We start from the raw sequence: 26,814 nt of genomic DNA, 5'->3' as shown, positions 1-26,814 counted from the left end.
GTCTGGCGAGTTACATCGACCTGAGAGATCGAGTCGATTGTAGATTCGCCAAAGCAAGATCAGGTCGATTATGGGGTCGCCAAAGCAAAATCCGGTCGATTATGGATTCGGCATAGGCCTTTCAGGTCGGCGTAGCTCCCCAATATCCCCCAATCAGTCCCCTCTCCCCCTGGGAGAGGGTTAGGGTGAGGGCTTTTTAGCCTTCTTCCAGCCACCAACGCAACGGCTTGCCTTCCGCCGGCCAGAAACGCATCTGCTCGATCGGCGAGATGTCCCAGCGCTCGACATGCTCCAGCGCCTGCAGGAAGCGTTGCTCCTGCTCCATCAGCGCCGGTGCACAGAGTTTGCGGGTCTTGCCGATCTTGCCGAAGGTCAGCTTGTCACCTTCCAGCGTGTACGGCGCGAACCAATGGTTGCAGCCACCGTTGCCATAGGCGCGACCATCATCGCCAAGGGTCACGGTCAAATGGCTGTAATCCATCAACGGTCGCTCGCCGATCCACTCCAGAATGTAGCTGCGGTTCTGTTGCAGTTGCACAGGTTCGGCGGCGCAACCCACCAGGCCGGCACCAACCAGCGCGGTCAGGGCAAGGCGTTTCATCACGCAGGCTCCTGGCATTTCGGGCACAGGTGCTTGTCGCCAACGGCTTTCCAGCCCAGCTCGGCGATACGTGCGGTGGCAGCCGGTTTCTCGGCGGTTTTGCCGAGTTTGGCGTCTACCGCGAATTCGAAGCTCAGCTCTTTGGCGCAGCTGTCGCAGTTGACCTGCCAGGTGTAGATCGCCAGCTCGCCGAACACCGGACCTGTAGTCATCGCGGTCCATTGGCCCGGCGGGTTGATCAGGTGGCGGACGGTTTCAACGGTCAGGCGCATGGACAAGTCCTTGCTGCCTTTGAGGGTGACCAACAAGGCGTCACCGATGCGAATCGAGCCACCATTGCCGGTGACCTGATAGCGGCCCGGAACGAGGGCGCGGCATTCGGTGAGGGTGTGTTGCGGGTTCATCAGGGTATAGCGGAAATCGTGTTCGACCATGGGTCCTCCAAATATGCGCGACATGCTAGCACGGGCTTGATTGCAGAATGATGCGCGCGTGTGACCTTCGATCCGGTTCAAATGAAGCGACGCTCATGGCAAACTGCCGGCCTCGACTCTGAAGGAACGGAACATGGCGCTGATCGAATGTTATGAATGCAAGAAGAGCATCAGCTCCGAGGCCAACGCGTGCATTCATTGTGGGGCTCCAATGGCGGAGCAAACAGAACACGCGCAGACCGCAGCCGCGCCCATACAGGCTGCGACAATCTCGTTCGGCAGTCTGCCGCGTAACAAGGCAGTGCCCGAAGTCAGTGCTCCAGCGCCTGAACCGCAACCTTTGCCGAAAGTCATGCCGGCCGCCGCGCGGCGTCGGCGCCAGCCGCCCACCGAGCAACCTGTTGCCGAGCAGGCCAATGCCGACGGCAGTCGTCCGGTGGAAGGCTGGCTGAAGATCATGATCTTCCTGCTGCCGATGGTTTTCGTCTGGTTCCTGCTGCGCTACGGCCACTCAATGAAACAGCGCTTTTTTGGCTTCGGCTGGCTGGCGTTGCTGATTCTGGCGTCTTCGCTTTCACCGAAATAAGCTGAAAAAATTTCAGCCCTCGACCTGGTTCTGTGGCGTCCCCGCCGCCCAGGTCGCGATGTTGTGCAAGGTCGTTGCGGCAATTGCGCCCAATGCTTCACGCGTCAAAAAGGCCTGATGCGCGGTAATGATCACGTTCGGAAAGGTCAGCAACCGCGCCAGCACATCGTCCTGCAAGGGCAGGTCGGAGCGATCCTCGAAAAACAGTTGCGCCTCTTCTTCATAGACATCCAGGCCCAGATAGCCGAGTTGGCCCTCCTTCAAGGCGTCAATCAATGCCGGGGTATCGACCAGGCCGCCGCGACCGGTATTGATGAGCATGGCGCCCGCTTGCATGTGCGCCAGTGAGTCGCGGTTGATCAGGTGTTTGCTTTGCTCGTTGAGCGGGCAGTGCAGGCTGATGATCCGCGACTGCGCGAGCAGTTCCGGCAGGCTCAGATAGCGTGCACCCAACGCCAGTACATCCGGGTTCGGGAACGGATCGTAGGCCAGCAACTCACAGCCGAAGCCGTGCATGATCTTGGCGAAGGTCGCGCCGATCTGCCCGGTGCCGACAATACCGACGGTTTTGCCCACCAGATCGAAACCGGTCAGGCCATGCAGGCTGAAATCGCCTTCACGGGTGCGGTTATAGGCCCGGTGCAGACGACGGTTAAGGGCGAGGATCAGCGCCACAGCGTGTTCGGCCACCGCGTGTGGCGAGTAGGCCGGCACGCGTACGACGGCCAGACCCAGACGTTTCGCCGCAGGCAGGTCGACATGGTTGTAACCCGCCGAGCGCAAGGCAATCAGGCGTGTGCCACCTGCAGCCAGACGCTCCAGCACTGGCGCGCTGAGGTCATCATTGATGAAGGCGCAGACCACTTCATGTGCGTCGGCCAGCGCCACCGTATCGAGGCTGAGCCGCGCCGGTTGAAAGTGCAGTTCGATACCCGTCGGGCAATCGGCGGCGAGGAAGCTGTCGCGGTCGTAGGTCTGGCTGCTGAAAACGATCGTGCGCATGAAATCCTCCTGGAACATCGACACGGATTGAATCACCCGAGCTCATTTTAGCGGTGCTGGCGTTGATCGACATTGCCGTGGATCAGGCGCTGATCTTCGCTTGCGCCGCGAGACGGTTGATCGCGCGCTCGAGTTCTTCCAGCGCTGCCACGGCCTTCGGGTCGCCCTGCTTGAGCAGGGTTTCGCTGCGCTGGCAGGCCGCGCGCAATTGCGGTACGCCGCAATAACGAGTGGCACCGTGGAGACGATGGACGCGCTCGATCAAGGCGTTCTGGTCGCGGTTTTCGCACGCCGCGCGGATGGCTTCGCGGTCAGCTTCCAGTGAGGCGAGCAGCATGGCCAGCATGTCCGCAGCGAGATCAGCCTTGCCGGCGGCCAGGCGCAAACCTTCCTCGTGATCGAGCACCGGCAGCTCATTGCCAGCGGAATTTTCGCTGGTCCGCTCCGGCCCTTGATTGCGCAAGGCCAGACCGGTCCATTTCAGCACCACCTGCGCCAGTTGCCGCTCGCTGATCGGTTTGGTCAGATAGTCGTCCATGCCGCTTTGCAGCAGCGCACGCTTTTCGTTGGCCATGGCGTGGGCAGTGAGGGCGACAATCGGCAGCGGCGTGCAGTGTCGCTCGCTTTCCCATTGGCGAATGGTTTCGGTGCTCTGGCGACCGTCCATGCCCGGCATCTGTACGTCCATCAACACCAGATCGAAGGATTCGCTCTGCACCGCTTTGACCGCCGCGTAGCCACTTTCCACTGCGAGCACCTTGGCACCCATGTCTTCGAGCAGGGTCTGCACCAGCAGCAGGTTGGCCGGGTTGTCGTCGACGCACAACACTTTCGGCGCGCGGCTCGACAACGGTTCGCCCGGCTCGGTGCGCGGTTGGCGGGGATTGGCCAGATCGGATAACGCCCGACGCAATTTGCGCGTACAGGCCGGTTTGGCTTGCAGCTGACTGTGCGGGTTGGGCACCGACAGATGAAACAGCGTCTGTTCGGTGGTCGGGCACAGCACCAGCACTTTGCAGCCGAGGTGTTCGAGATCCCAGATATGCTGATTCAGGCGCTCGGGGAGCATGTCGTTGCTGGTGATGCCGATCACCGCCAGATCAATCGCCTGATCGGTCTGATGCGCGCCAGTGACGCCATTGGTCAGACTTTCCAGGGTATTGAACGGCGTGACAATGAGGCCGCAGTCTTCCAATTGATGCTGCAAGGCCTGACGCGCCAGTTCATGGTTTTCCAGGACTGCCACCCGGCGTCCGAGCAGCGGCGCCGAGGGCAAGTCTTCGGCATCGTCACGGGTCTTGGGCAGGCTCAGGCTGATCCAGAACTCCGAGCCTTCGCCCGGCGTGCTGTCGACGCCGATTTCACCGCCCATCTGTTCGATCAGGCGTTTGGAAATCACTAGCCCCAGGCCGGTGCCACCCGGCTGGCGCGACAGCGAGTTGTCCGCCTGGCTGAATGCCTGGAACAGGGCACGCACGTCCTGAGTGGACAAGCCAATGCCAGTGTCCTGAATACTGATACGCAACTGCACACTGTCTTCGTGTTCTTCTTCCAGCATCGCTCTGGCGACGATGGTGCCTTCGCGGGTGAACTTGATGGCGTTGCTGACCAGGTTGGTGAGGATCTGTTTCAGGCGCAGCGGGTCACCGACCAGCGACAGCGGCGTGTCGCGATAGACCAGACTGACCAGCTCCAGTTGTTTGGCGTGAGCGGCGGGGGCGAGGATGGTCAGGGTGTCCTGCAGCAGGTCACGCAGGTTGAACGGGATATGGTCGAGCACCAGTTTGCCGGCCTCGATTTTCGAGAAGTCGAGGATCTCGTTGATGATCCCCAGCAGGCTGTCGGCGGACTTTTCGATGGTGCCCAGGTAGTCGAGCTGGCGCGGGGTCAGTTCGCTTTTTTGCAACAGGTGCGTGAAGCCGAGAATGCCGTTGAGCGGCGTGCGGATCTCGTGACTCATGTTGGCGAGAAACTCGGATTTGATCCGGCTGGCCTCCAGCGCCTCTTTGCGCGCAAGGTCCAGTTCGATGTTCTGGATCTCGATGGTTTCCAGATTCTGCCGGACGTCTTCGGTGGCCTGATCGACACTGTGCTGCAGTTCTTCGCGGGCATTTTGCAGGGTGCCGGCCATGCGGTTGATGCCCGACGCCAGTTCGTCCAGCTCCTGACTGCCGAGCGGCGGCAGACGCGTTTCCAGATGACCGTCCTTGAGTTGCGCGACGGCTTGTTTGATCTGGCTTAGCGGACGGTTGATGGTGCGGCCCATGCGCAATGCCAGCAGCGCCGCGCCTGCCAGACCGGCGGCAATCAACAGCAGGCTGGCAAACAGACTGCGATAACCGCGCAGCAGCATGCCGTTGTGCGACAGTTCCAGTTCGACCCAGCCGAGCAAGCGGTCGGACTCTTCCGGAATCAGTTCGCCAGCAAGATTGCGATGCTTGCCGAATACCGGCATCAGGTAACGGGTTGCGTCATTGCCGCTGCGCCGTTGCAAATGCGCGCTGTCGCCGCTGGGCGCCTGATTGAGCATGGTCGGGCCGGCATGGGCCAGCGGTGAGCGATCCGGGGCGAGGAAAGTCACCGCGCGCACGTCCGGTTGTTCAAGGGACTGCGTAGCGATGCGCTCAAGCAGATCATTGTTGCCGTGACCCATGGCGGGTGCCACCAGTGGCGCCAGTTGCTCGGCGATCATTTCGCCGCGCTGCATCAATTGGCTCTGCAAGTCGGACTGCTGCGTCCAGGTGAAATAACCACCCAGCACCAGCGCCATCAGGCTGGTTGGCAACAAGGTCAGCAACAACACGCGACCTTTGATTCCCAGTTTCTTGAGCACGCCTATCTCCTGCATCCCGCTGATCTGTTGACTCATGCGTGCATCCGGCACGCGACATGGGCGCAGTGTAGCGATTTGCTCGCAGGCAATCTTCGGAAAAATGCTGTCGCGATGGGGCAGGGCGCGGGTGCTCGTTGGTCAGGTGGGTCAACCTTGAGTTGCCCGCTGTCCGGCAATCTTGAATAATCGCTCTCAACTGAGAATTACTTGCAGATACTCATGACTCCTGTTTCCGCTGGCCAACCACGCATTCTTTCCATCGAAGACGATCCGGTTCTCGGCGCCTATGTTCACGAACATCTGGGCCGCAGCGGCTTTCAGGTGACCTGGTGCCAGAACGGCCAGGAAGGCCTGAGTATTGCCAGGCGTCAGCCATTCGATGTGGTGCTGATGGATATCCTGTTGCCGGGCATGGACGGTCTGAATGTGCTGACGCAATTGCGCCAGAGCCATTCGACGCCAGTGCTGTTGATGTCGGCCCTCGGTGCCGAGGCGGATCGCATCAGCGGTTTCCGTCTGGGCGCCGACGACTATTTGCCAAAACCCTTCAGCATGGCTGAGCTGCATGTGCGCATCGAAGCGATTCTGCGTCGGGTCGCGCTGGATCGGCGCCCGGCCGTGCACGCGGCGCCAGTGGCGGTCGGTACGCTGCGATTCGATGACGAACAGTGCGAGGTGTTTTTCCGCGAGCAACCCGCCGGGCTGACCCGTAGCGAATACCGTCTGCTGGAAACCCTCAACCGCAATGATGAGGAAGTGCTGAGCAAAGCGTTCCTTTATCAGCACGTTTTGCAGCGCGGCTACGCGGCCCACGATCGCAGTCTCGACATGCACATCAGCCAGATCCGCCGCAAACTCAAAGCCATCGGTTACACCGAGCGTGAAGTGCGGACTGTCTGGGGCAAGGGTTACGTCTTGAGTGCTGCTGATGAAGCGGTCTGAACTGCCGGGGCGGCATTCGCTGTTCTGGAAACTGGCGTTTCTGCTGGTCGCATTTTGTCTGCTGATGATCTGGTTGAGCTGGTCATGGGGACGTTATATGGAGGAGCGCAACCAGTTCCTCTCCGACGAGGCGCGCGGCACCCTTTCACGTTATGCGATGCAAGCCGAGCAAGCATGGCAGCGCGGCGGACGCAGCGGTGTCGATGACTGGTTGCAGAGCATGGAGTTGCGCGAAGCCAGTTGGGTCGGCGTTATCGGTGGCAATTTGCAGTCGCTGAGCAGTGATCCGCTGAATGATCAGGAGATCCAGCATCTGACTTTCCTGCGTGGTCTCGACTGGCCGATTCACAAACAGAATCGGCCGTGGCTGCGCATACCTTTCCCTAAAGAGCCTTCCGCCGGCAGCCTGGTGATCGAATTGCCCGAGCGATTCCTGCCGGGTAAATATCGCGTGTTCTGGCGCGTCATCACTAACGGCGTGATTCCGGGGTTGTTCACTTTGCTGCTGTGCGTCGGTCTCTATCGTCTTCTGGTAGTGCCGCTGAACAACTTGCGCGAACAGGCCAACGCCTGGCGCGCCGACCAGTTGAATGTGCGGTTGTCGAGCGGCATCACCCAGCGCCCGGATGAGCTCGGTGAACTGGCCCGGGCGTTCGACTCGATGTCCGAGCGCCTGCAATCTACAGTCGCCCTGCAACAGCAACTGCTGCGTGATCTGTCCCACGAATTGCGCACGCCGTTGAGCCGCTTGCGCGTGGCCAGCGAAAGTGAACAAGGCCTGCCGCAACTGCGCGAGCGCATTGGTCGCGAAGTCGACGGTATGCAGCGACTGGTCGAGGAAACCCTGCAACTGGCCTGGCTCGATACCGACCGTACGCCACTGCCTGACGAGGCGATTCAGATCCAGGCCCTGTGGGAAATGCTCACGGATAACGCCTGCTACGAAAGCGGCTGGCCGAGTTTGCGGTTGCAGTGCGCGGTCGAAGCGTCGTGCTGGGTGCGGGGCAATCTGAACACGCTGGCGCAGGCGCTGGAGAACATTCTGCGTAACGCGATTCGGCATTCGCCGGCGGGTGGGATCGTCCGGCTTGATGGGCGGCGCGATGGCGATTACTGGCACCTGTGGCTGGAAGATCAGGGCGGCGGCGTAGCGGAAGGGGATCTGGAACGGATCTTCTCGCCGTTCACCCGACTCGACGGCTCGCGGCCCGGAGATGGTGGATTTGGCTTGGGGCTGAGCATCGCGCGCAATGCCGTGCAGCGTCAGGGCGGGAGTATTTGGGCGGAGAATGGCGGGGCGGGATTGCGGTTGAATTTGCGCTTGGTCGCTGAGGGTGATTTCGCGCCGCCTGACGCATTCGCGAGCAGGCTCGCTCCCACATTGGATCTCGGTTCGCCGCAGATCGTCTGAGTGCCTCAGCGCTTCTGTAGGAGTGAGCCTGCTCGCGATGTAGTCCATTCGGGTGGCCAGTCCTCCGGTTTTGCGGGAGCGCTCGCCTTTTTTTGTACGACATTTCCCAAGCTGCATCGGCGGTCATTTCAAGCTTCCTGAAGGGGTTAGGCTCGTGCTTCCCCCTGATCTTCAAGGAATTGTGCATGACTGTATCCAGCCTTATCAGCAGCCCCGATGGCGAACGCTTCAACGAAGTGCTCGCGCTGATTCACCGTTCCAGACATCAGGCCATGCAGGCGGTCAATACTCAACTGATTGAGCTTTATTGGCAGGTGGGGGCGCACATCAGTCGAAAGATTGAGCAGGCGGAGTGGGGGGATTCCGTGGTGGGCCAATTGGCTGAACATTTGGCTCTGACACAACCGGGATTACGAGGTTTTACTCGTTCGAACTTGTTTCGTATGCGCCAGTTTTATGAGCTTTATCACGCCGAAGAAAAAGTCGCACCACTGGTGCGACAATTGTCCTGGTCGCACAATTTGACCATTTTCAGCCAATGCAAACGACCAGAGGAGCGCGAGTTCTACGTACGAATGGCCGTTCGAGAGCAATGGTCGAGACGTGAGCTGGAGCGGCAGCTCAAAGCAGCTTTGTTTGAGCGAAGCGTCACCGACCCGGCAAAAGCCTCCGCGGCACTGCAGCAAACCCATCCCGATGCTCTCGAGATATTCCGCGATTCCTACATGGTCGAATTTCTCGATCTGCCCGGCGCTCACTCTGAAACCGATCTGCACCAAGGCCTGCTATCTCGCCTCAAGGAGTTCCTGATCGAACTTGGTCGCGATTTCTGCTTTGTCGGTTCCGAATATCCACTGCAGGTCGGCGGTCGGGATTTCTCTCTCGATCTTCTGTTCTTTCACCGAGGGCTCAATTGCCTTGTAGCCATTGAACTCAAGGTCGGCCGTTTTGAGCCGGAATACCTCGGTAAGCTGGATTTCTATCTGGAGGCGCTGGATCGCAATGTCCGCAAGCCTCACGAAAATCCGGCCATCGGTGTTCTGCTGTGTGCAAGCAAGGAAGATGAGGTCGTCGAGTACGCCCTCAATCGCAGTCTCTCGCCCGCATTGATAGCGGAATATCAAACCTGTTTGCCGGATAAACAATTGCTGCAAGCCAAGTTGCATGAGTTTTATGCACTGGATACGGCGCACACAGAAAATAGCGAGTAACGACTGCTTATTCCCATAAACCATAAGCACCGCACTTTGCGTGATATGGCCTGCGCGGGTTTGCCGGTATGATAGGCGCCCCCGCACGTCTGGATTGCGAATACGCCATGACCTTGCAGTACCCAACCATCGCCGATTGCGTCGGCAACACGCCGCTGGTGCGTTTGCAGCGCCTGCCCGGTGCTACCAGCAACACCCTATTGCTCAAGCTCGAAGGGAATAACCCGGCGGGTTCGGTCAAGGACCGTCCGGCGTTGTCGATGATCACTCGCGCCGAGTTGCGCGGGCAGATCCACGCCGGCGATACGCTGATCGAAGCGACCTCGGGTAACACCGGGATCGCTCTGGCCATGGCTGCGGCGATCAAGGGTTACAAAATGATCCTGATAATGCCGGACAACTCCAGCGCCGAGCGTAAAGCGGCGATGACCGCTTACGGTGCCGAGCTGATTCTGGTCAGCCAGGAAGAAGGCATGGAAGGCGCCCGCGACCTCGCCCAGCGGATGGAAGCCGAAGGCCGTGGCAAGGTGCTCGATCAGTTCGCCAATGGCGACAATCCTGAGGCGCACTACACCACCACCGGCCCGGAAATCTGGCGTCAGACCCAGGGCACCATCACCCATTTCGTCAGTTCGATGGGCACCACCGGCACCATCATGGGCGTTTCGCGCTACTTGAAAGAGCAGAGCGACAGCGTGAAGATCGTTGGTCTGCAACCGATGGAAGGCTCGGCCATTCCGGGTATCCGCCGCTGGCCGCAGGAATACCTGCCGAAGATCTATCAGGCCGACCGCGTCGACCGTATCGTCGACATGGCGCAAAGCGAAGCCGAGGACGTCACCCGGCGTCTGGCCCGCGAAGAAGGCATCTTCTGTGGCGTGTCCTCGGGCGGTGCGGTGGCAGCGATGCTGCGCCTGTCCAAAGAAGTTGAAAACGCGGTGATCGTCGCGATCATCTGCGACCGTGGCGACCGTTACTTGTCGACCGGCATTTTCGACGCGCCCAACTGATGGCCAAGCACGAGAGAGGCCTGCGCTTTCAGCCCACCGGCGGTAGCAAGGCTGCGCAAATTCCGACCGGGAAAAAGCAGCGTTTGAGCATCGAACGCCTGGCCAATGACGGTCGCGGTATCGCGTTCTTCGAAGGCAAAACCTGGTTCGTCCTCGGCGCCCTTGCCGGTGAAGAGGTCGAAGCGCGGGTGCTCGGCGCCCACGGCAAAGTGGTCGAGGCGCGCACCGAACGCGTGTTCAAGGCCAGCGAACTGCGCCGCCCGGCACCGTGTCAGCACGCCGGCCGTTGCGGCGGTTGCAGCGTGCAGCATTTGCCCCACAGCGAACAGCTTGCCCTGAAACAGCGCATGCTCGCCGAGCAATTGTCGCGTGTGGCCGGTGTCGAACCGCAAGAGTGGGCAGCACCGCTGACCGGTCCCGAGTTCGGCTATCGCCGCCGCGCCCGGATCGCCGTGCGCTGGGACATGAAAGCGAAGCAGCTTGAAGTCGGATTCCGCGCCGCTGGCAGTCAGGACATTGTCGCCATCAGCGAATGCCCGGTGCTGGTACAGCCCTTGCAACCGATCATGACCCGTTTACCGGAGATGCTCCGTCGTTTGAGCAAGCGGCAAGCGTTGGGGCATGTCGAGTTGTTCAGCGGCTCGTCACTGGCGGTGCTGCTGCGGCACATGGCGCCGCTGTCCGAAGCGGATCTGACCATCCTCAAGGACTTCTGCCAGTTCCATGAAGCGCAATTGTGGCTGCATGGTGAAGGCGAGCCGCAACCGGTCGATGCCAGCCAGTCGCTGGGCTATCGCCTGGAACAGTGGGGTCTGGATCTCGCGTACCGGCCGGGCGACTTTATCCAGGTCAACGCCGGCGTCAACGAGGCAATGGTGGCGCAGGCACTGGACTGGCTGAAACCGGGTCGCGATGAACGCGTGCTGGATCTGTTTTGCGGCCTGGGCAACTTCGCTTTGCCGCTGGCCAAAGCCGTGCGCGAAGTGGTGGCAGTTGAAGGCGTGCAGACGATGGTCGATCGCGCCGAAGCCAATGCCGCTAGTAACAATTTGCATAACACAAAGTTTTTTCAAGCCGATTTATCCCAGCCTTTGAGCGATGCCCAGTGGATCGGAAACGGCTTTTCTGCGGTACTCTTGGACCCACCGCGTGACGGTGCTTTCGAGGTGGTTCGCAAGCTGGCGACCCTGGGTGCCAAACGGTTGGTGTATGTGTCGTGCAACCCTGCAACTCTGGCGCGCGATACGGTCGAATTGATCAAGCAGGGCTACCGGTTAAAACGTGCCGGGATTCTCGATATGTTTCCTCAGACGGCACATGTCGAGGCCATGGCGTTATTTGAAGCGAGCCAGGATGGCTCGTCTGAATCCGTCTGATCTGTCCGCGCAGCGCTCGCTTTAGCCCCGCGAGCGCAAACGGACAATAAGGATCAGCGATTTGACGCATTGAATCTGCGTCGTAGGGAAGGTAAAGCAAGATGGTACAGGTGAGAGCACACCAGCCGATCAACACTGACGGCAGTATCAATCTCGAGGCTTGGCTCGATCACGCGGTCAGTGTCGATCTGGCACTGGATCGCGAAGCCTTGAAAGAAGCCTGCGAGTTCGCTCGCGAGGCCGAACAACAGTCCAATGCCAAGAAGAATCTGTGGGCCGAAGGCTCCGGCAGTTTCAGTACGGGCCTGGAAATCGCCGAGATTCTTGCCGACCTCAAGCTCGATCAGGATTCGCTGGTCGCGGCGGTCCTGTATCGCGGCGTACGCGAAGGCCAGATCGAACTCGCGGCCGTCGGCCAGCGCTTCGGCCCGGTAGTCGCCAAGCTGATCGACGGCGTGCAGCGCATGGCGGCGATCAGTGCCAGCCTCAGTCCGCGCCAGTCGATGGTCATGGGCACGCAAGGGCAGGTGGAAAACCTGCGCAAGATGCTCGTGGCGATGGTCGACGATGTACGCGTCGCGCTGATCAAACTGGCCGAACGTACTTGCGCCATTCGTGCGGTGAAAACCGCCGACGATGAAAAACGTAACCGCGTCGCCCGCGAAGTCTTCGACATCTACGCGCCGCTCGCGCACCGCCTCGGCATCGGTCATATCAAATGGGAACTGGAGGACTTGTCCTTCCGTTATCTCGAACCCGATCAATACAAGCAGATCGCCAAGTTGCTCCATGAGCGACGGCTTGATCGCGAGCGTTTCATCGCTGACGTGATGACCCAGCTCAAGGACGAATTGCAGGCCACCGGCGTCGACGCCGACATCAGCGGCCGGGCCAAACACATCTATTCGATCTGGCGCAAAATGCAGCGCAAGGGGCTGGAATTCAGCCAGATCTACGACGTGCGTGCGGTGCGCGTGTTGGTGCCGGAGATGCGCGACTGCTACACCGCGCTGGGCATCGTCCACACCTTGTGGCGGCACATCCCGAAAGAGTTCGACGACTACATCGCCAACCCGAAAGAGAACGGCTACCGCTCGCTGCACACGGCGGTGATCGGCCCTGAGGGCAAGGTGCTTGAGGTGCAGATCCGTACGCATTCGATGCACGAAGAAGCCGAACTCGGCGTCTGCGCGCACTGGCGCTACAAAGGCACCGACGTCAAATCCGGCTCGAACCACTACGAAGAGAAAATCTCCTGGCTGCGTCAGGTCCTCGAGTGGCACGAAGAGCTGGGCGATATCGGTGGTCTGGCCGAACAGCTGCGCGTCGATATCGAACCGGATCGGGTCTACATCTTCACCCCCGACGGTCACGCCATCGACTTGCCGAAAGGCGCGACGCCGCTGGACTTCGCCTACCGCGTGCACACCGAGATCGGCCACAACTGCCGTGGCGCGAAGATCAACGGGCGCATCGTACCGCTCAACTACAGCCTACAGACTGGTGAACAGGTCGAGATCATCACCAGCAAGCACGGCACGCCGAGCCGCGACTGGCTGAACTCCAACCTTGGTTATGTCACCACCTCGCGGGCGCGGGCGAAGATCGTTCACTGGTTCAAATTGCAGGCGCGCGATCAGAACGTTGCCGCCGGTAAAACCCTGATCGAGCGCGAACTGACGCGCCTCGGCCTGCCAGCGGTGGATTTCGACAAGCTGGCCGACAAGGCCAACATGAAAACCGCCGAAGACATGTTCGCTGCCCTCGGTGCTGGCGACCTGCGTCTGGCGCAACTGGTCAACCTCGCACAGCAACTGGTCGAGCCGGAACGTGGCAACGAACAGCTGGAGCTGATTCCGCGCAAAGCCACCGGTTACAAACCGGGCAAGCGCGGCGACATTCAGATCCAGGGCGTCGGCAACTTGATGACGCAGATGGCCGGCTGCTGCCAGCCACTGCCGGGCGACGCGATTGTCGGTTACATCACTCAGGGCCGTGGCGTGAGCATTCACCGTCAGGACTGTGCCTCGGTGCTGCAACTGGGCGGGCGCGAGCCGGAGCGGATCATTCAGGTCAGCTGGGGCCCGGTGCCGGTGCTCACCTATCCGGTCGACATCGTCATCCGCGCCTACGACCGTTCCGGTCTGCTGCGTGATGTGTCGCAGGTGCTGCTCAACGAGCGGATCAACGTGCTGGCGGTCAACACCCGCTCGAACAAGGAAGACAACACTGCGCTGATGTCCCTGACCATCGAGATCCCGGGTCTGGATGCACTGGGGCGGTTGCTCGGGCGGATTTCGCAGTTGCCGAACATCATCGAAACGCGGCGTAACCGTACGCCTTGAACATCGACGATTTCGAATGTGAACGCCGATCCAATGTGGGAGCGAGCTTGCTCGCGAAGACGGTATCGCATCCAGCATTGATGTGATTGAAAGTCCGCCTTCGCGAGCAAGCTCGCTCCCACAGGGATCTATGTAGTGAGTGAAATGATGTACAGCCTTGAAGACCTGCTCCACCTCATGAGCCGGCTGCGCGATCCGCAGTACGGTTGCCCGTGGGACATCAAGCAAACCTACGCGACCATCGTCCCGCACACGCTTGAAGAAGCCTACGAAGTGGCCGACGCTATCGAGCGTGGCGACTTCGATCATTTGCAGGGCGAACTCGGCGATCTGCTGTTTCAGGTCGTCTATTACAGCCAGTTGGCCAAGGAAGAAGGGCGCTTCGAATTCGCCGGCGTGATCGACAGCATCACCCGCAAGCTGATCCGTCGTCACCCGCACGTGTTCCCCACCGGTGATCTGTACGCGCCGCTGGATGTTCCGCGCTTGAGCGAAGAACAGGTCAAACAACGCTGGGAAGAGATCAAGGCCGAAGAGCGCGCCGAGAAATCCGCCACGCCCGAGCAACTGTCACTGCTCGACGATGTGCCGGCAACGCTGCCGGCCTTGTCGCGCTCCGCCAAGTTGCAGAAACGCGCAGGGCAGGTCGGTTTCGACTGGCCGGACGCCTTGCCAGTGCTCGACAAAGTGCGCGAAGAACTCGATGAAGTCCTCGAAGCCATGTCGGAAAACGATCCCGTCGCCGTGGCTGACGAGATCGGCGACCTGCTGTTTTCCGTGGTCAATCTGGCCCGGCATCTGAAGGTCGACCCGGAAACGGCACTGCGTGGCGCCAACGGCAAGTTCGAAAGACGTTTCCGATTTATCGAACAGGCATTGCGCGACACCCACCGTCCCATAGAAGATTGCACCCTCGAAGAGTTGGACGCCCTGTGGGGTGAAGCCAAACGTCAGGAAAAGAATGCGCCCAGCTGCGGCTGAGCAACTGCCCAAGTGAGTAAGTCCCATGAGTATTTCCCTTCGCGACCAGTTGCTCAAAGCAGGCCTGGTCAACCAAAAGCAGGCCAAGCAGGTCAGCAAGGACAAGCAGAAGCAGCAGCGTCTGGCGCACAAAGGCCAGATCGAGCTGGATGACTCGCAGCAGCGTGCAGCCCAGGAAGCCATGGCCGAGAAGGTCAAGCGTGACCAGGAGCTGAACCGTCAGCAGAAAGAGAAAGCCGAAGCCAAGGCGCGTGCCGCTCAGGTCAAACAACTGATCGAAGTCTCGCGTCTGCCGAAGCTGACCACCGAGGACTACTACAACTTCGTCGATGACAAGAAGGTCAAGCGTATCTCGGTCAACACGCTGATGCGCAACAAGCTCAGCAGCGGTTCGCTGGCGATCGTGCACCATGCCGGCGGTTACGAAGTGATCCCGCGTGAAGCGGCCCTGAAGATCCAGGAGCGCGATCCACAACGCATCGTCCAGCTCAACGTGCAGACCGAAGAGGTCAGCACCGAGGACGATCCGTACGCGGCGTATCAGATCCCTGATGATCTGATGTGGTAAATCGATAAAGCTGTAACAACGACAAACCCCGCTCATGGCGGGGTTTGTCGTTTTCAATGCTGTGGTTGAATCAGGCGGATTTCAGATCCCGTTGCTGTTCTTGCACTTCCAGTTCGGCCTTGTAATTGTGGGCGTCGATCTCGTTGTGGAACATGCCGACCAGCAAGTCTTGTTGATGCACGTCCCAGATGCGGATACCGGCGGCTACGCCTTCGTGGGACATGTGTGAATCGTCGCGTTCAGTTACTTTTACAGTCATCTGCTAGCTCCAAATCTCAAGTTATCTGCAGCAAGGCGTGTGCAGGACTCTTTTATAGAGTTTGTTAGCCTGCTAAGTAAACGGCTGATTTGTGCAAGGTGTTGTTGCGTTTTTTGCAACAGTGCTGCAGCCCGCGCAAACCGCGACATTCGGTCGCAGGGCGGTAAGTTTCATGACAGAAGTTTCATTTTCAGACCCATGCGAACCCTTGTGTAGGAGCTGCCGAAGGCTGCGATCTTTTGATCTTGTCTTTTAAAAATCAAAGTCAAAAGATCGCAGCCTTCGGCAGCTCCTACACAGGGGATTTGTGTCGGCCATGAGTTTTCTGCAGGCGAAAAAAAACGCCCCGAACCAGTCGGGGCGTTTTCATGTGTGGCTCAAGCGGGGGGAATTACTTGCCTTCCCAGCGCTTCAGTACCAGCGTGGCGTTGGTGCCGCCGAAGCCGAAGCTGTTGCTCATCACGGTGTTGATGGTGGCGTTCTCGCGGGTCTTGGTCAGCACTGGCAGATCGGCCACTTCTGGATCCAGCTCGTCGATGTTGGCGGAGCCGGCAATGAAGTTGCCTTCCATCATCAGCATGCAGTAGATCGCTTCGTGAACGCCGGCGGCGCCCAGGGAGTGACCGGACAGGCTCTTGGTCGAGCTGATCGCAGGTGCCTTGTCGCCGAACACTTCACGCACACCTTTCATTTCCGCAACGTCGCCGACCGGAGTCGAGGTGCCGTGGGTGTTCAGGTAGTCGATCGGGGTATCAACGGTGGACATCGCCATCTGCATGCAGCGGATCGCGCCTTCGCCACTCGGGGCAACCATGTCGTAGCCGTCGGACGTTGCGCCGTAGCCAACGATTTCGGCATAGATCTTGGCGCCACGGGCCAGAGCGTGTTCCAGCTCTTCAACCACGACCATGCCGCCACCGCCCGCGATGACGAAACCGTCACGGTCTTTGTCGTAGGCACGGGAAGCTTGTTCCGGGGTGTCGTTACGCTTGCTGGACAGAGCGCCCATCGCGTCGAACAGGAACGACTGGCTCCAGTGCTCTTCTTCACCGCCACCGGCGAAGACGATGTCCTGCTTGCCCATCTGGATCTGTTCCATGGCGGTACCGATGCAGTGAGCACTGGTGGCGCAGGCAGAAGCGATGGAGTAGTTCAGGCCCTTGATCTTGAATGGCGTGGCCAGGCAAGCGGAAACGGTGCTGCTCATGGTCCGCGTTACGCGGTATGGGCCAACGCGTTTCACGCCTTTCTCGCGCAGGATGTCCAGCGCTTCCATCTGGTTGAGCGTGGAAGCACCACCGGAACCGGCGACCAGGCCAGTACGCGGGTTGGACACTTGCTCTTCGGTCAGGCCGGAGTCAGCAATGGCGTCTTTCATGGCCAGGTAGGCGTAAGCCGCTGCGTGGCCGACGAAGCGATAGATCTTGCGATCGATCAGCTCTTCAAGGTTGAGGTCGATGGAGCCGGAAACCTGGCTACGCAGACCCATTTCGGCATATTCCGGGTTGAACCGGATGCCAGGGCGGCTTGCACGCAGGTTAGCGGAGACGGTCTCTTTGTCATTGCCCAGGCACGAAACAATGCCCAGACCAGTGATAACGACGCGGCGCATGCGAATAACCCTTAGAAGTTGTCAGTGGAGGTGAACACGCCGACGCGAAGGCCTTCGGCGGTGTAGATTTCGCGACCGTCGACAGTCACCGAACCATCGGCAATGGCCAGGTTCAGCTTGCCCTTGAGGACGCGTTTGATATGAATGTTGTAAGTGACTTTCTTGGCGGTCGGCAGGACCTGACCGAAGAACTTCACTTCGCCCGAACCCAGCGCACGGCCACGGCCCGGCAGGCCTTGCCAGCCCAGGAAGAAGCCGACCAGTTGCCACATGGCATCCAGACCCAGGCAGCCCGGCATTACCGGATCGCCTTCGAAGTGGCAGGCGAAGAACCACAGATCAGGGTTGATATCCAGCTCGGCGACCAATTCACCTTTGCCGTACTTGCCGCCTTCTTCGCTGATCAAAGTGATGCGATCAACCATCAGCATGTTCGGGGCGGGCAGTTGCGCGTTACCTGGGCCGAACAGCTCACCGCGACTGCAGCGCAGCAGATCTTCCCGAGTAAAGGCGTTTTGTTTGGTCATGCGAGCTCCTCAATAATCCCATGCGGCAGGTGGGGCAAATCTTCCCGACCGTTCGAAGCGTTCATGCCTCGAACCGGCAGCCTACTCATAGACTATTGCGTTGTGGTGAAAGTCACAGCACCAAGGACATGAATGTACACTTGTGCACTGAAATTTTTATTCAAGCCCCTTTTGAGGCTCGTTCGGGTGCCTAAGACTGCCGCACTTTCGCTTTTCACGCCAGTCGCAGATGGTCGAAAGGCCCACACTACGACACCCAGCGCTGCAGAATCTGCTGCAGATCATTACGTTTGAACGGCTTTGCCAGGTAATCGTTCATGCCCGCCGACAGACAGGTTTCGCGGTCGCCCTGCAAGGCATTGGCGGTCAGTGCGATGATCGGCACGTCGCTGCGTCCGGGCAGGCAACGGATCTGCCGGGTGGCCTCATAGCCATCGATAATCGGCAGCCGGCAATCCATCAGAATCACTTCAAAGTCGCTGCCCTCGGCACTGCGCACCGCTTGTGCGCCATCGGTGGCGACACTGACAGTAAAGCCCAGACTGCGCAGCATCGCTTCGATAACCGTCTGGTTAACCGGATTGTCTTCGACCAGCAAGACGTTGCGGCCTTCACCATGACCCTTGCCATTGAGCGCGCGCGGTGCGGCCAATGTCAGCAGCGTCTGTTTATAGAGTGCCAGCGGGATTTCCAGAGTGAACACCGAGCCGCGACCTTCCTCACTTTGCGCACGCAAGGTGCCGCCCATGCGTTCGGCCAGCGTACGGGCGATCGGCAGACCGAGGCCGGTGCCGCCGTAGCGCCGTGAGATCGAACTGTCGGCCTGCTGGAAGGCGTTGAACATCAGCTCCAGGCTTTCTGACGAAATACCGATGCCGCTGTCGCGCACCGAGCAGGTGAACCACAGCAGTTCATGATCCAGCGATTGCCACTGCGCCTCGATGCTGACCCGACCCTGCTCGGTGAACTTCAGTGCGTTGCCGACCAGGTTGACCAGAATCTGCCGGATCCGCGTCGGATCGCCCTGCACCTGTAAACCACGCATGTCGTCCGGTATCCGCAGATTCAAAGCCAGGCCGCGTTGCACCGCACTGTGCTGGAACGACTGCGCACAGGCGCCGATCAGTTCGGCGAGATTAAACGGAATGTGTTCCAGTTCCAGCTCGGAACGTTCGATGCGCGAGAAGTCGAGAATATCGTTGATGACTTTCAGCAAGTGCTCGGTGGACTCCGAGGCGAGGGCGGCGTATTCGACCTGCTCCTCGGTCATCTCGGTGGTTTCCAGCAATTGCAGCATGCCCAGTACGCCGTTCATGGGCGTGCGCAATTCATGGCTCATCATCGCCAGAAAGTCGGATTTGGCATTGTTGGCCTTTTCCGCTTCTTCACGGGTCTGGATCAGTTGCGCCATGGCTTGATGCTGCTCGCGGCTGGCCTGTTCCAGCGCCTGGGCGAGGTTGTTGATGTGCTGCGACAGCGCGCCCAGTTCGGTGTCATCGACGATCGGCAGCGGGGTTTTATAGTCGCCGTCCTGAATCGCCTTGACCGCATCGCCGATATCGCGGATCGGCTGCGACAGGCTGCCGGCCAGGCGCCGTGCCAACACAAAAGTGAAGAGCAGGGCGAACAGCGCGAGAATCCCGGCCTTGAGCAGAATCTCCTGCTGGCGCTGGCTGAAGGCATCGTTGGACAGGCCGACGATCACCCGGCCCAGATAGTCCTCGCTGGCGCCGCCATTGTTGACCTTGCCGTCCTGAAAGAAATCATTGTGCAGGGCGATGCGTTGCAGGCGCACCGGGGCCTGGAACACCTCGACCTGATGTGGCCGGCTGTGCGCAGCGGCAGGTTGTTCGACGTACACCAGAATCCGGTTGGCACTGTCCTGCACTTCAAGAAAACGTACGTTGGGCGTGGCCAGTGTGGCTTTGAGCAGGCTTTCCAGCACTTCGTTGTTGCCGGAAATCACCCCGTATTCGGTGGCGGGCGCCAGTTGGTTGGCGATCAATTGGCCGGTGTGATTGAGTTCCTGACGCAAATCCTGAATTCGCACAAACGTGAAGAAACTGATCAATAGCAAGGTCAGCAACAGCGCCGGGCCCAGGCTGATCAGCTGGGTGCGGGTATTGATGTCCCAACGGCGACGGAAACTCATGGGCGGCGTTCTCCTTCAGCCAGTGCGCTGGCAACAGATGCGTCATTCAGCGGTTCGATACCCAGTGAACGAGCGACCTGCGCATTACTTGAGACTTTAAAACGTGCGGGATAGAGCGCTCGTGGCCAATTGGCCGTTGGTTGGTCGAGCAATTGATCGAGCAGCGCCAGCCAGTCGTTCTGATCGCTGTACGTACTGGCAAGGCTGCCGGCGCGAACGAAGGCGACATTGGGGCCGACCAGCGCAACCTGCCGTGAGTAGCTGCTGAGCAGCAGGTTTTTCGCGGTTTTCGGGTTGTACAGATCGGGATCGTCGAGCCCCAGCAACACATCGCTGCTTTTCAGTACAGCTTGCAGGGGACGGCTGTCGTGGGTGTTGTCCCAGCGCTGGCTGACGACTTGCAGGTTCAGCTGTTCGGCGGCGAGATTCAGTTCCTTGAGAAGGAATTCGCTGTGCTCATCGAACAGCACGCCGATCCGCCGGGCCTGCGGCAAAATGCGCCGGATCAATTGCAACTGACGGCCCAGTGGCGGATCACTCCAGAGCAAACTCAGATGCGCCGGTTGCGTGCCGCCGAGACGCTGGCGAGCCTGCAGGCGACTGATGCGTAATACCAGCGTCGCCGGGCCTTGGGGTTCTTGCAGACGCCAGTCGAGACTCGGCAGATCGAGCAGAATCAGCCGCAGGCTGGCGGGCAGTTTGCCCGGTGCCGGCAGACTGGCCAGTGGCTGGAAGCGCACGTTGTCGGTCGGGCGCAATTCGCTCAGCGCTTGGACGAACGCTTGCACGCCGGGGCTTTCCTCGGCGCCGGTCAACAGAATATCGGCGGCCTGCACCGCCACGCCATGCAGCCATGCGGTCAGAAATAGACACACCCCGGCCAGCCAGTGGCCAAAGGTTGGCAGCTTCCGTGACGGCCCGTAGCGCATCCTAGAACTCCAGCTCGGCACTGAAGTACATCACTCGGCGCTCGTCGTAATTATTGTCGACGAAGGTGGTCGGCTCGTGGTCGAGACGCTGTTGCAGCACGCCGGCCAGTTGCAGCTGCGCTTTGCCCAGCGCGATGCGTTTGGCGATGCGCGTGTCTACCCGTTCGAAGCGGTAACCGTTGAGCGCGTTGTCACCGTAATAGAAGAGGGCGCTGTTCCAGCCATGGCCCCAGTCGCGCAGCCAACCGGCCGAACCGCTGTTGCGTGAAGTGAACTGCTGATCCAACGGATTGCTCGCCTCGGCATCGACGAAGGCGTAGGTGAAGCGCAAGCGGTCGGCGAGGCTCACGCGCCAGTCGAGCTGGGTTTCCGTGCCGCGAAACCGTGAGCTGTTGGCGTTGCTGGCGATGTATTGATTGTTGCGCAGCGGCTCACTGATCATCCCGGTGATCTCGTCGTAGAACAGCTTCACATCGAGGGCCAGACCGAGTTCGGCGAAATAGCCGTTGTAACCCAGTTCCCGCGAGCGCATGTGCTCCTGATCGAGATCGCCCGGGCCGCGGGTCTTGACGAAGTAACGCGCCGACGACTGACCATAGGCCGAGGGTCGCAGGTTGCTGACCTGATAGCTCCAGTTGACGTTGTTCTCGAACATGTCTGGCGAACGGATCGCCTCCGAGTACACCGCGCGCAGACCATGACGCGGGTTGATCAGGTAATTGACGGCAAATCGCGGGGTCAGCGAACTGCCAATCAGTTGCGTGTTTTCAAACATCGCACCGCCCTGCAACAGCCAGTGTTCCGTGGCGCGCCATTCCAGTTGGCCGAACGCGCGCCACGTGGTGTCGTCCAGCGTGCCATTGAAGTAGGTTTCGGAGTCGGCGCGGTCGTAACGATAGTTCATGCCGCTGACCAGACGCAGGCTGTCGGACAGGCTGAGGGTGTCCTGCAGTTCGAGATCGTAGCGCGATTCGCGGGCACTCTGGTCGATGTCGCCGCACAGGGTTCTACTGGCACCGTTGCGCCACTGATCGAGCACCTGATTGGCCAGGGCCATTTCCTGCGGTGTGCCGGGCGCCGCGCCGGGGCCGGTGAAACGGGTAATGTTGCGCGCCAGGCGTTCGGTGTAATTCGGGTTGAGTTGCCACAGTTGCGTCAACTCGGGACTGAACGACACCTCGGCATCGCAGGCGCGCCAGGTTTGCTGACGATCCCAGTGTTGCGCCGAACCTTGTATATAAAGGCTGTGTTCGGGATTGATGTCGAGGTTCCAGCGCACCGAACCGGCGTAATCCTTGGCCACCACGTCGGAATTGTTCCCGGCGGCGGTAATCCCGGAGAACACCGGGCGGTAGGTGTACGGTCGCTGGTTGGTCCCATCCTTGGCGTTGACCTGCCAGTCGAGACTCTGGTTATCGCTGAGGGTGTGGCTGACCGCAAGACTGAAACGGTTCAAGCGGCGGCTGTCACGGTAGTCGGCGCCGCTGCGATCGCTGTCAAAGCCGTCATCTTCCTGACCGGACAGCGACAGGCGCAGATCGCCGCCATTCCAGCCAGTGCCCTGGCTGGCATAGAAATCATTGATGCCACGCTGACCACGGGTGTACTTCAACCGCGTGCCGTGGCTGTCTGCCGGGTGCCGAGTGATGATGTTGACCACCGCCATCAGCGCGTTGGCGCCGTAACTGACGGTGTTCGGGCCGCGAAAGACTTCGATGCGCTCGATGTCTTCCATCGCCACCGGAATATCGCTCCAGTCCACCGTGGACAAACCGGCGCGATACACCGAGCGGCCGTCGATCAACACTTGCATGCGTCGCGCTTCGCTGGCGTTGGTGCCGTGATAATTGACCGCCGCCTGATTGCCGCTGATGTTGCCGACCATCATCCCCGGCACCAGCCGCAGCAGTTCGCTGATGTCGCGGGCGCCGCTGGCGTTGATCAACTCGCTGTCGAGTACGGTCATGCTCCCCGGCACTTCCGCCGGCGTCTGTTTCAGGCGCGTGGCCGTCAGCACCTGCGGCAGTGCTTCGTTGTCCATGAACAGGTCGTCCGCCAGCACTAGCGGGCTGAACAGCAGCGCCAGTAAGACGGACGAACGCGGGGACGAAGAGCCAAAAGACACGACACAACCTTGATAGTGAAGAATTGGCGCGCATGTTAACCGAGGGCAGTGACTTTTCCAGTCACGTTGCAGGCATTTTCCTAGGTTTTATTGGTCTTCTTCCTACAAGTGTCGGTAATTGTTGCTGGGGCTGGCCGCGCGTTGGCCGCCCCGTATAATGCCGCCATCGCCACTGGTATGGATTAACGGATTGCATATGACTGAACAGCGCCCGATTGCGGTCCTGGGAGGCGGAAGTTTTGGTACCGCCGTGGCCAATCTTTTGGCCGAGAACGGCCATCAAGTCCGGCAGTGGATGCGTGATCCCGAGCAGGCCGAGGCCATCCGGGTCAATCGCGAAAACCCGCGTTACCTCAAAGGCATCAAGATTCTGCCGGGCGTGACCGCCGTCACCGACCTGCAGGAAACCCTCGACGCCTGCGATTTGTGCTTCGTCGCGCTGCCGTCCAGCGCATTGCGCACAGTGCTCGCTGCCCACGCCGAGCGCCTGAGCGGCAAGATGCTCGTCAGCCTGACCAAAGGCATCGAAGCACAGACTTTCAAGCTGATGAGCCAGATTCTCGAAGAGATCGCCCCGCAAGCGCGCATCGGCGTGTTGTCCGGGCCAAACCTGGCGCGGGAAATTGCCGAGCACGCCCTGACCGCCACTGTGGTCGCCAGCGAAGACGAGGAGCTCTGTAAACAAGTGCAAGCCGCGCTGCATGGTCGAACCTTCCGTGTTTATGCCAGTGCCGACCGTTTCGGCGTCGAGTTGGGCGGGGCGTTGAAAAACGTTTACGCGATCATCGCCGGCATGGCGGTGGCGCTGGAGATGGGCGAGAACACCAAGAGCATGCTGATCACTCGCGCCCTCGCCGAGATGACCCGCTTTGCCGTGAATCAGGGCGCGAACCCGATGACCTTCCTCGGCCTGGCCGGTGTTGGCGATCTGATCGTCACTTGCTCGTCGCCGAAGAGCCGCAACTATCAGGTCGGTTTCGCGCTGGGTCAGGGCTTGAGCCTCGACGAAGCGGTGTCGCGTCTTGGCGAAGTCGCCGAAGGCGTCAACACGCTGAAAGTGCTCAAGGCCAAGTCCCAGGAAGTCGGCGTGTACATGCCGCTGGTCGCCGGGCTGCACGCGATCCTGTTCGAAGGACGCACGCTGGAGCAGGTGATCGGTCTACTGATGCGAGCCGAGCCGAAAACCGACGTCGATTTTATTTCCACCAGTGGTTTCAACTGAGTGACCCCGGAGTAGCAAGCCATGAACGATCCGAAAACCGAAGCCAAGTACGAATCCATCCTCCTGCGGGTGTTGTGGATGATCGTCTACGTGCTGGTCTGGCAAGTGGCGCAGTTCATCCTCGGTGCGGTGGTATTGGTGCAACTGATCTATCGTTTGATCTATGGCGCCCCGAGCGCCAGCCTGATGAATTTTGGCGACAGTCTGAGCCAGTTCCTGGCGCAGATCGGCCGTTTTGGCAGTTTTCACAGCGACCAGAAACCCTGGCCGTTCGCCGACTGGCCAACGCCGCGTACACCGGAAGGTGAAGCGCCGCACACCGTGCCGCCGACACCGCACCCGGCCCGAGATGAGGAACCCAAGCTATGAAACTCTGGGTATTGCGTCACGGTGAGGCCGTGCCTTACGGCTCGTGCCCCGATTCCGAACGGGAGCTGACCGAGCACGGTCGCAAAGAAGCCTTGAGCAGCGCCGCCCGGTTGATCGGCCAGCCGCTGACGGCTATCTACGCCAGCCCTTATCTGCGTGCGCAGCAGACCGCGCAGATTGTGCGCGAAGCGCTGGGTTTCGAGCCGGAGATTCGCACGGTCGAGTGGCTGACGCCGGAGGTTGATCCGGACAAGGTCACTGACCAACTGGTGTCGGTGAGCAACGTGCTGCTGGTCAGCCACAACCCTTTGGTGGGCAATTTGCTGAGCTATCTGCAGCATGGCGCCGGGCATCCGCCGGAGAAGGTCAGCACTGCCGGGTTGGCTGAACTGGAAAGCCCTGAGTTGCTGATCGGCTCAATGACCCTCAACAGCCTTAAACATCCGTAACGCTGGCCCTTGTGGGAGCGAGCTTGCTCGCGAAAGCGGCGTGTCATTCACCCTTTATGTGTCTGACACACTGCATTCGCGAGCAAGCTCGCTCCCACATTGTTTTCTGCAACTCCCATGAAATTATTTGTTTGAAAATTCCAACCAAGCACTTGCTTGGTTGACTACGCTTGCTCCAGACCCAAAAAACAGGAGCGAGTCGCATGTCTGCCGCCTTCCGTTTGCCGCTGGACGTGTTTTACGAACGTGAAGCCCGGCACCCGCGCCAGCGCTTTCTTGTGCAACCCATCGGCGGCGGTCAGGTCGAAACGCTGAGCTGGGCTGACGTCGGCCATCAGGCCCGCTGCGCCGCGCACTGGTTGCGCGCCCGTGAGTTGCCGCAAGGCAGTCACATCGCCCTGATCTCGAAAAACTGCGCGCACTGGATCATCGCCGACCTGGCGATCTGGATGGCCGGGCACGTCTCCGTTCCGCTGTATCCCAACCTCACCGCCGACTCCGTTGCGCAAGTGCTCAATCACTCGGAAAGCGTCCTGGCCTTCATCGGCAAGCTCGACGACTGGCCGGGCATGTCCAAAGGCGTGCCGGCGGATCTGCCGACCATCAGCCTGCCGCTGCACCCGCCCGGGGATTTCGATTTCAGTTGGGCCGACCTGCAGCGCAGTTCACCGATTCAGGACGATCCGCGCCCGGCCGCCGGGCAACTGGCGACGATCATCTACACGTCGGGCACCACCGGCCTGCCCAAAGGCGTGATGCACAGTTTTGCCAATTTGGGGTTCGCCACAACGCGCGGCACGCAATTGTTCGGGCTTAACGAGAATGATCGATTGCTCTCGTACTTGCCGTTGTGCCACGTCGCCGAGCGCATGTTCGTGGAACTGGCGTCGATCTACACCGGGCAGACAGTGTTCTTTGCCGAGAGCCTCGAGACCTTTATCACTGACTTGCAGCGAGCTCGGCCGACCGCGATGTTCGGTGTGCCGCGGATATGGACCAAATTCCAGATGGGCGTGTACAGCAAGATCCCGGCGAAGCGTCTGGATTTTCTCCTCGGCCTGCCATTCATTGGCAAACGGGTCGGGCACAAAGTCCTGGCCGGCCTTGGGCTGGACGCCTTGCGCGTAGCGTTGTCCGGCGCTGCACCGGTGCCGCAGACCTTGCTCGCCTGGTATCAGAAACTCGGCCTCGATGTATTGGAGGTCTACGGCATGACCGAGAGCTGCGGCTATTCGCACATCTGCCTGCCGGGGCAGTACAAACAGGGCTGGATCGGCAAGCCTTGCCCGGATGTCGAGGTGCGTATCGATGAGTCGGGCGAGGTGCAGGTACGCAGTCAGGCGAACATGCTCGGTTACTTCAAGGAACCGCAGAAAACCGCTGAGACGATCACCGGGGACGGTTTTCTGCGCACAGGCGACAAGGGCGAGCAGGATGCCGAAGGGCGCCTGCGCCTGACCGGCCGACTCAAGGAAATCTTCAAGACCAGCAAGGGCAAATACGTCGCCCCGGCACCGATTGAAAACCGCTTGGCCGTGCATTCGCGGATCGAACAGGTGTGCGTGGTGGGGGACGGTTTGAGTGCACCGTTGGGGTTGTGCGTGCTCTCGAGCGTCAATCAGGAGGAGGGCCGGGCGAGTCTGCATTCGAGCCTGGAAAAACTCCTCGAAGAGGTCAACGCCGTACTCGACAAGCACGAACGCCTGCGCCGACTGGTGGTGGTCAAGGACAGTTGGGCGGTGGAGAACGGCTTTCTCACGCCGACCCTGAAGATCAAGCGCAACGTCATCGAAGACACTTACGGTGCGCGCTTCGAAGAATGGAGCGAGCGCAGCGAGGCAGTGCTGTGGCAGGATTGAGCGACCACTAA

At 60.1% G+C, this 26,814-nt stretch carries 23 protein-coding genes; 13 read left to right on the top strand and 10 right to left on the bottom strand.

Features of this window, described 5'->3' with window-relative positions:
- Positions 1-196: 196 nt before the first annotated feature.
- Both GTU76_RS23690 and GTU76_RS23685 read right to left on the bottom strand, forming a co-directional pair.
- On the bottom strand, positions 197-601 hold the full coding sequence (locus tag GTU76_RS23690) for an META domain-containing protein (protein ID WP_175553475.1): 405 nt from the start codon (positions 599-601) through the stop codon (positions 197-199).
- Positions 601-1,035 (bottom strand): hypothetical protein, encoded by a 435-nt coding sequence (locus GTU76_RS23685; protein ID WP_016987444.1) that lies wholly within the window; start codon positions 1,033-1,035, stop codon positions 601-603. Before GTU76_RS23685 ends, GTU76_RS23690 begins: the two co-directional genes overlap by 1 nt.
- Positions 1,036-1,168: 133 nt before the next feature.
- Here GTU76_RS23685 and GTU76_RS23680 point away from each other — a divergent pair, with 133 nt between their 5' ends.
- Positions 1,169-1,621 carry a hypothetical protein gene (locus GTU76_RS23680; RefSeq protein WP_016987445.1) on the top strand — a complete coding sequence of 151 codons (453 nt, stop codon included), beginning with the start codon at positions 1,169-1,171 and terminating at the stop codon, positions 1,619-1,621.
- Positions 1,622-1,633: 12 nt separating this feature from the next.
- On the opposite strand, the gene GTU76_RS23675 is transcribed toward GTU76_RS23680, so the two are convergent.
- On the bottom strand, positions 1,634-2,623 hold the full coding sequence (locus GTU76_RS23675; RefSeq protein WP_016987446.1) for a 2-hydroxyacid dehydrogenase: 990 nt from the start codon (positions 2,621-2,623) through the stop codon (positions 1,634-1,636).
- 82 nt (positions 2,624-2,705) lie between these two features.
- On the bottom strand, positions 2,706-5,456 hold the full coding sequence (locus GTU76_RS23670) for a response regulator (RefSeq protein ID WP_026000779.1): 2,751 nt from the start codon (positions 5,454-5,456) through the stop codon (positions 2,706-2,708).
- Positions 5,457-5,675: 219 nt separating this feature from the next.
- On the opposite strand from GTU76_RS23670, the gene GTU76_RS23665 reads away from it, so the two are divergent.
- From GTU76_RS23665 to GTU76_RS23630, 8 genes are all read left to right on the top strand, one after another.
- The gene (locus tag GTU76_RS23665) at positions 5,676-6,398 is read left to right on the top strand and encodes a response regulator transcription factor (RefSeq protein WP_180699732.1); all 723 of its coding nucleotides are present in this window, start codon (positions 5,676-5,678) and stop codon (positions 6,396-6,398) included.
- Entirely contained in the window at positions 6,385-7,809 is a 1,425-nt protein-coding gene (locus GTU76_RS23660) for a sensor histidine kinase (RefSeq protein WP_180699731.1), read from the top strand. The genes GTU76_RS23665 and GTU76_RS23660 overlap by 14 nt, the downstream gene beginning before the upstream one ends.
- Positions 7,810-7,994: 185 nt before the next feature.
- Entirely contained in the window at positions 7,995-9,020 is a 1,026-nt protein-coding gene (locus GTU76_RS23655) for a PDDEXK nuclease domain-containing protein (RefSeq protein WP_016987450.1), read from the top strand.
- 107 nt (positions 9,021-9,127) lie between these two features.
- Complete coding sequence (cysM, locus tag GTU76_RS23650) at positions 9,128-10,030, top strand: cysteine synthase CysM (protein ID WP_180699744.1); 903 nt, start codon at positions 9,128-9,130, stop codon at positions 10,028-10,030.
- Positions 10,030-11,406 (top strand): 23S rRNA (uracil(1939)-C(5))-methyltransferase RlmD, encoded by a 1,377-nt coding sequence (gene rlmD, locus GTU76_RS23645; protein ID WP_180699730.1) that lies wholly within the window; start codon positions 10,030-10,032, stop codon positions 11,404-11,406. The genes cysM and rlmD overlap by 1 nt, the downstream gene beginning before the upstream one ends.
- Positions 11,407-11,507: 101 nt before the next feature.
- The gene (gene relA, locus GTU76_RS23640; protein ID WP_007917476.1) at positions 11,508-13,751 is read left to right on the top strand and encodes a GTP diphosphokinase; all 2,244 of its coding nucleotides are present in this window, start codon (positions 11,508-11,510) and stop codon (positions 13,749-13,751) included.
- Between the two features lie 147 nt (positions 13,752-13,898).
- A complete protein-coding gene (gene mazG / locus GTU76_RS23635) occupies positions 13,899-14,732 on the top strand; it encodes a nucleoside triphosphate pyrophosphohydrolase (protein WP_180699743.1) in 834 nt (277 codons plus the stop codon).
- Positions 14,733-14,757: 25 nt separating this feature from the next.
- Positions 14,758-15,300: a DUF2058 domain-containing protein gene (locus tag GTU76_RS23630; protein ID WP_016987455.1), complete on the top strand. Its 543-nt coding sequence runs from the start codon at positions 14,758-14,760 to the stop codon at positions 15,298-15,300.
- A 70-nt stretch (positions 15,301-15,370) separates the two neighbouring features.
- On the opposite strand, the gene GTU76_RS23625 is transcribed toward GTU76_RS23630, so the two are convergent.
- From GTU76_RS23625 to GTU76_RS23600, 6 genes are all read right to left on the bottom strand, one after another.
- Positions 15,371-15,559: a hypothetical protein gene (locus tag GTU76_RS23625; protein WP_007917473.1), complete on the bottom strand. Its 189-nt coding sequence runs from the start codon at positions 15,557-15,559 to the stop codon at positions 15,371-15,373.
- A 391-nt stretch (positions 15,560-15,950) separates the two neighbouring features.
- Positions 15,951-17,171 carry a beta-ketoacyl-ACP synthase I gene (fabB, locus tag GTU76_RS23620; RefSeq protein WP_008087472.1) on the bottom strand — a complete coding sequence of 407 codons (1,221 nt, stop codon included), beginning with the start codon at positions 17,169-17,171 and terminating at the stop codon, positions 15,951-15,953.
- Between the two features lie 11 nt (positions 17,172-17,182).
- Positions 17,183-17,698, bottom strand: a complete 516-nt coding sequence (fabA, locus tag GTU76_RS23615) for a 3-hydroxyacyl-[acyl-carrier-protein] dehydratase FabA (protein ID WP_003227150.1) — start codon at positions 17,696-17,698, stop codon at positions 17,183-17,185.
- A gap of 247 nt (positions 17,699-17,945) precedes the next feature.
- Positions 17,946-19,850: an ATP-binding protein gene (locus GTU76_RS23610; protein WP_180699729.1), complete on the bottom strand. Its 1,905-nt coding sequence runs from the start codon at positions 19,848-19,850 to the stop codon at positions 17,946-17,948.
- Complete coding sequence (locus GTU76_RS23605) at positions 19,847-20,779, bottom strand: ABC transporter substrate-binding protein (protein ID WP_180699728.1); 933 nt, start codon at positions 20,777-20,779, stop codon at positions 19,847-19,849. Before GTU76_RS23605 ends, GTU76_RS23610 begins: the two co-directional genes overlap by 4 nt.
- Position 20,780: 1 nt before the next feature.
- Positions 20,781-22,904, bottom strand: a complete 2,124-nt coding sequence (locus tag GTU76_RS23600; protein ID WP_180699727.1) for a TonB-dependent receptor domain-containing protein — start codon at positions 22,902-22,904, stop codon at positions 20,781-20,783.
- Positions 22,905-23,100: 196 nt separating this feature from the next.
- Here GTU76_RS23600 and GTU76_RS23595 point away from each other — a divergent pair, with 196 nt between their 5' ends.
- From GTU76_RS23595 to GTU76_RS23580, 4 genes are all read left to right on the top strand, one after another.
- Entirely contained in the window at positions 23,101-24,126 is a 1,026-nt protein-coding gene (locus GTU76_RS23595) for an NAD(P)H-dependent glycerol-3-phosphate dehydrogenase (protein WP_064391581.1), read from the top strand.
- Between the two features lie 21 nt (positions 24,127-24,147).
- Positions 24,148-24,495, top strand: coding sequence for a DUF4389 domain-containing protein (locus GTU76_RS23590; protein WP_180699726.1), 348 nt, complete (start codon positions 24,148-24,150; stop codon positions 24,493-24,495).
- Positions 24,492-24,944 carry a phosphohistidine phosphatase SixA gene (gene sixA / locus GTU76_RS23585; RefSeq protein WP_016987461.1) on the top strand — a complete coding sequence of 151 codons (453 nt, stop codon included), beginning with the start codon at positions 24,492-24,494 and terminating at the stop codon, positions 24,942-24,944. The genes GTU76_RS23590 and sixA overlap by 4 nt, the downstream gene beginning before the upstream one ends.
- A gap of 203 nt (positions 24,945-25,147) precedes the next feature.
- On the top strand, positions 25,148-26,803 hold the full coding sequence (locus GTU76_RS23580) for an AMP-binding protein (protein WP_016987462.1): 1,656 nt from the start codon (positions 25,148-25,150) through the stop codon (positions 26,801-26,803).
- Positions 26,804-26,814 lie beyond the last annotated feature (11 nt).

This window comes from Pseudomonas crudilactis (assembly GCF_013433315.1).
Classification (GTDB): Bacteria; Pseudomonadota; Gammaproteobacteria; order Pseudomonadales; family Pseudomonadaceae; genus Aquipseudomonas; species Aquipseudomonas crudilactis.
The sequence above is the reverse complement of the archived record's forward strand: the minus strand, read 5'-3'. Positions and strand labels throughout refer to the sequence as shown.

Excerpts from the sequence above, each read along its gene's own strand:
- rlmD (WP_180699730.1), top strand. The coding sequence starts at position 10,030 with ATGGCCAAGCACGAGAGAGGCCTGCGCTTTCAGCCCACCGGCGGTAGC.
- fabA (WP_003227150.1), bottom strand. The coding sequence starts at position 17,698 with ATGACCAAACAAAACGCCTTTACTCGGGAAGATCTGCTGCGCTGCAGT.
- GTU76_RS23665 (WP_180699732.1), top strand. The coding sequence starts at position 5,676 with ATGACTCCTGTTTCCGCTGGCCAACCACGCATTCTTTCCATCGAAGAC.
- GTU76_RS23680 (WP_016987445.1), top strand. The coding sequence starts at position 1,169 with ATGGCGCTGATCGAATGTTATGAATGCAAGAAGAGCATCAGCTCCGAG.
- GTU76_RS23625 (WP_007917473.1), bottom strand. The coding sequence starts at position 15,559 with ATGACTGTAAAAGTAACTGAACGCGACGATTCACACATGTCCCACGAA.
- relA (WP_007917476.1), top strand. The coding sequence starts at position 11,508 with ATGGTACAGGTGAGAGCACACCAGCCGATCAACACTGACGGCAGTATC.
- GTU76_RS23655 (WP_016987450.1), top strand. The coding sequence starts at position 7,995 with ATGACTGTATCCAGCCTTATCAGCAGCCCCGATGGCGAACGCTTCAAC.
- GTU76_RS23605 (WP_180699728.1), bottom strand. The coding sequence starts at position 20,779 with ATGCGCTACGGGCCGTCACGGAAGCTGCCAACCTTTGGCCACTGGCTG.
- GTU76_RS23590 (WP_180699726.1), top strand. The coding sequence starts at position 24,148 with ATGAACGATCCGAAAACCGAAGCCAAGTACGAATCCATCCTCCTGCGG.
- GTU76_RS23690 (WP_175553475.1), bottom strand. The coding sequence starts at position 601 with ATGAAACGCCTTGCCCTGACCGCGCTGGTTGGTGCCGGCCTGGTGGGT.
- mazG (WP_180699743.1), top strand. The coding sequence starts at position 13,899 with ATGTACAGCCTTGAAGACCTGCTCCACCTCATGAGCCGGCTGCGCGAT.
- GTU76_RS23685 (WP_016987444.1), bottom strand. The coding sequence starts at position 1,035 with ATGGTCGAACACGATTTCCGCTATACCCTGATGAACCCGCAACACACC.
- GTU76_RS23610 (WP_180699729.1), bottom strand. The coding sequence starts at position 19,850 with ATGAGTTTCCGTCGCCGTTGGGACATCAATACCCGCACCCAGCTGATC.
- cysM (WP_180699744.1), top strand. The coding sequence starts at position 9,128 with ATGACCTTGCAGTACCCAACCATCGCCGATTGCGTCGGCAACACGCCG.
- GTU76_RS23580 (WP_016987462.1), top strand. The coding sequence starts at position 25,148 with ATGTCTGCCGCCTTCCGTTTGCCGCTGGACGTGTTTTACGAACGTGAA.
- GTU76_RS23660 (WP_180699731.1), top strand. The coding sequence starts at position 6,385 with ATGAAGCGGTCTGAACTGCCGGGGCGGCATTCGCTGTTCTGGAAACTG.
- fabB (WP_008087472.1), bottom strand. The coding sequence starts at position 17,171 with ATGCGCCGCGTCGTTATCACTGGTCTGGGCATTGTTTCGTGCCTGGGC.
- GTU76_RS23595 (WP_064391581.1), top strand. The coding sequence starts at position 23,101 with ATGACTGAACAGCGCCCGATTGCGGTCCTGGGAGGCGGAAGTTTTGGT.
- GTU76_RS23630 (WP_016987455.1), top strand. The coding sequence starts at position 14,758 with ATGAGTATTTCCCTTCGCGACCAGTTGCTCAAAGCAGGCCTGGTCAAC.
- GTU76_RS23675 (WP_016987446.1), bottom strand. The coding sequence starts at position 2,623 with ATGCGCACGATCGTTTTCAGCAGCCAGACCTACGACCGCGACAGCTTC.
- sixA (WP_016987461.1), top strand. The coding sequence starts at position 24,492 with ATGAAACTCTGGGTATTGCGTCACGGTGAGGCCGTGCCTTACGGCTCG.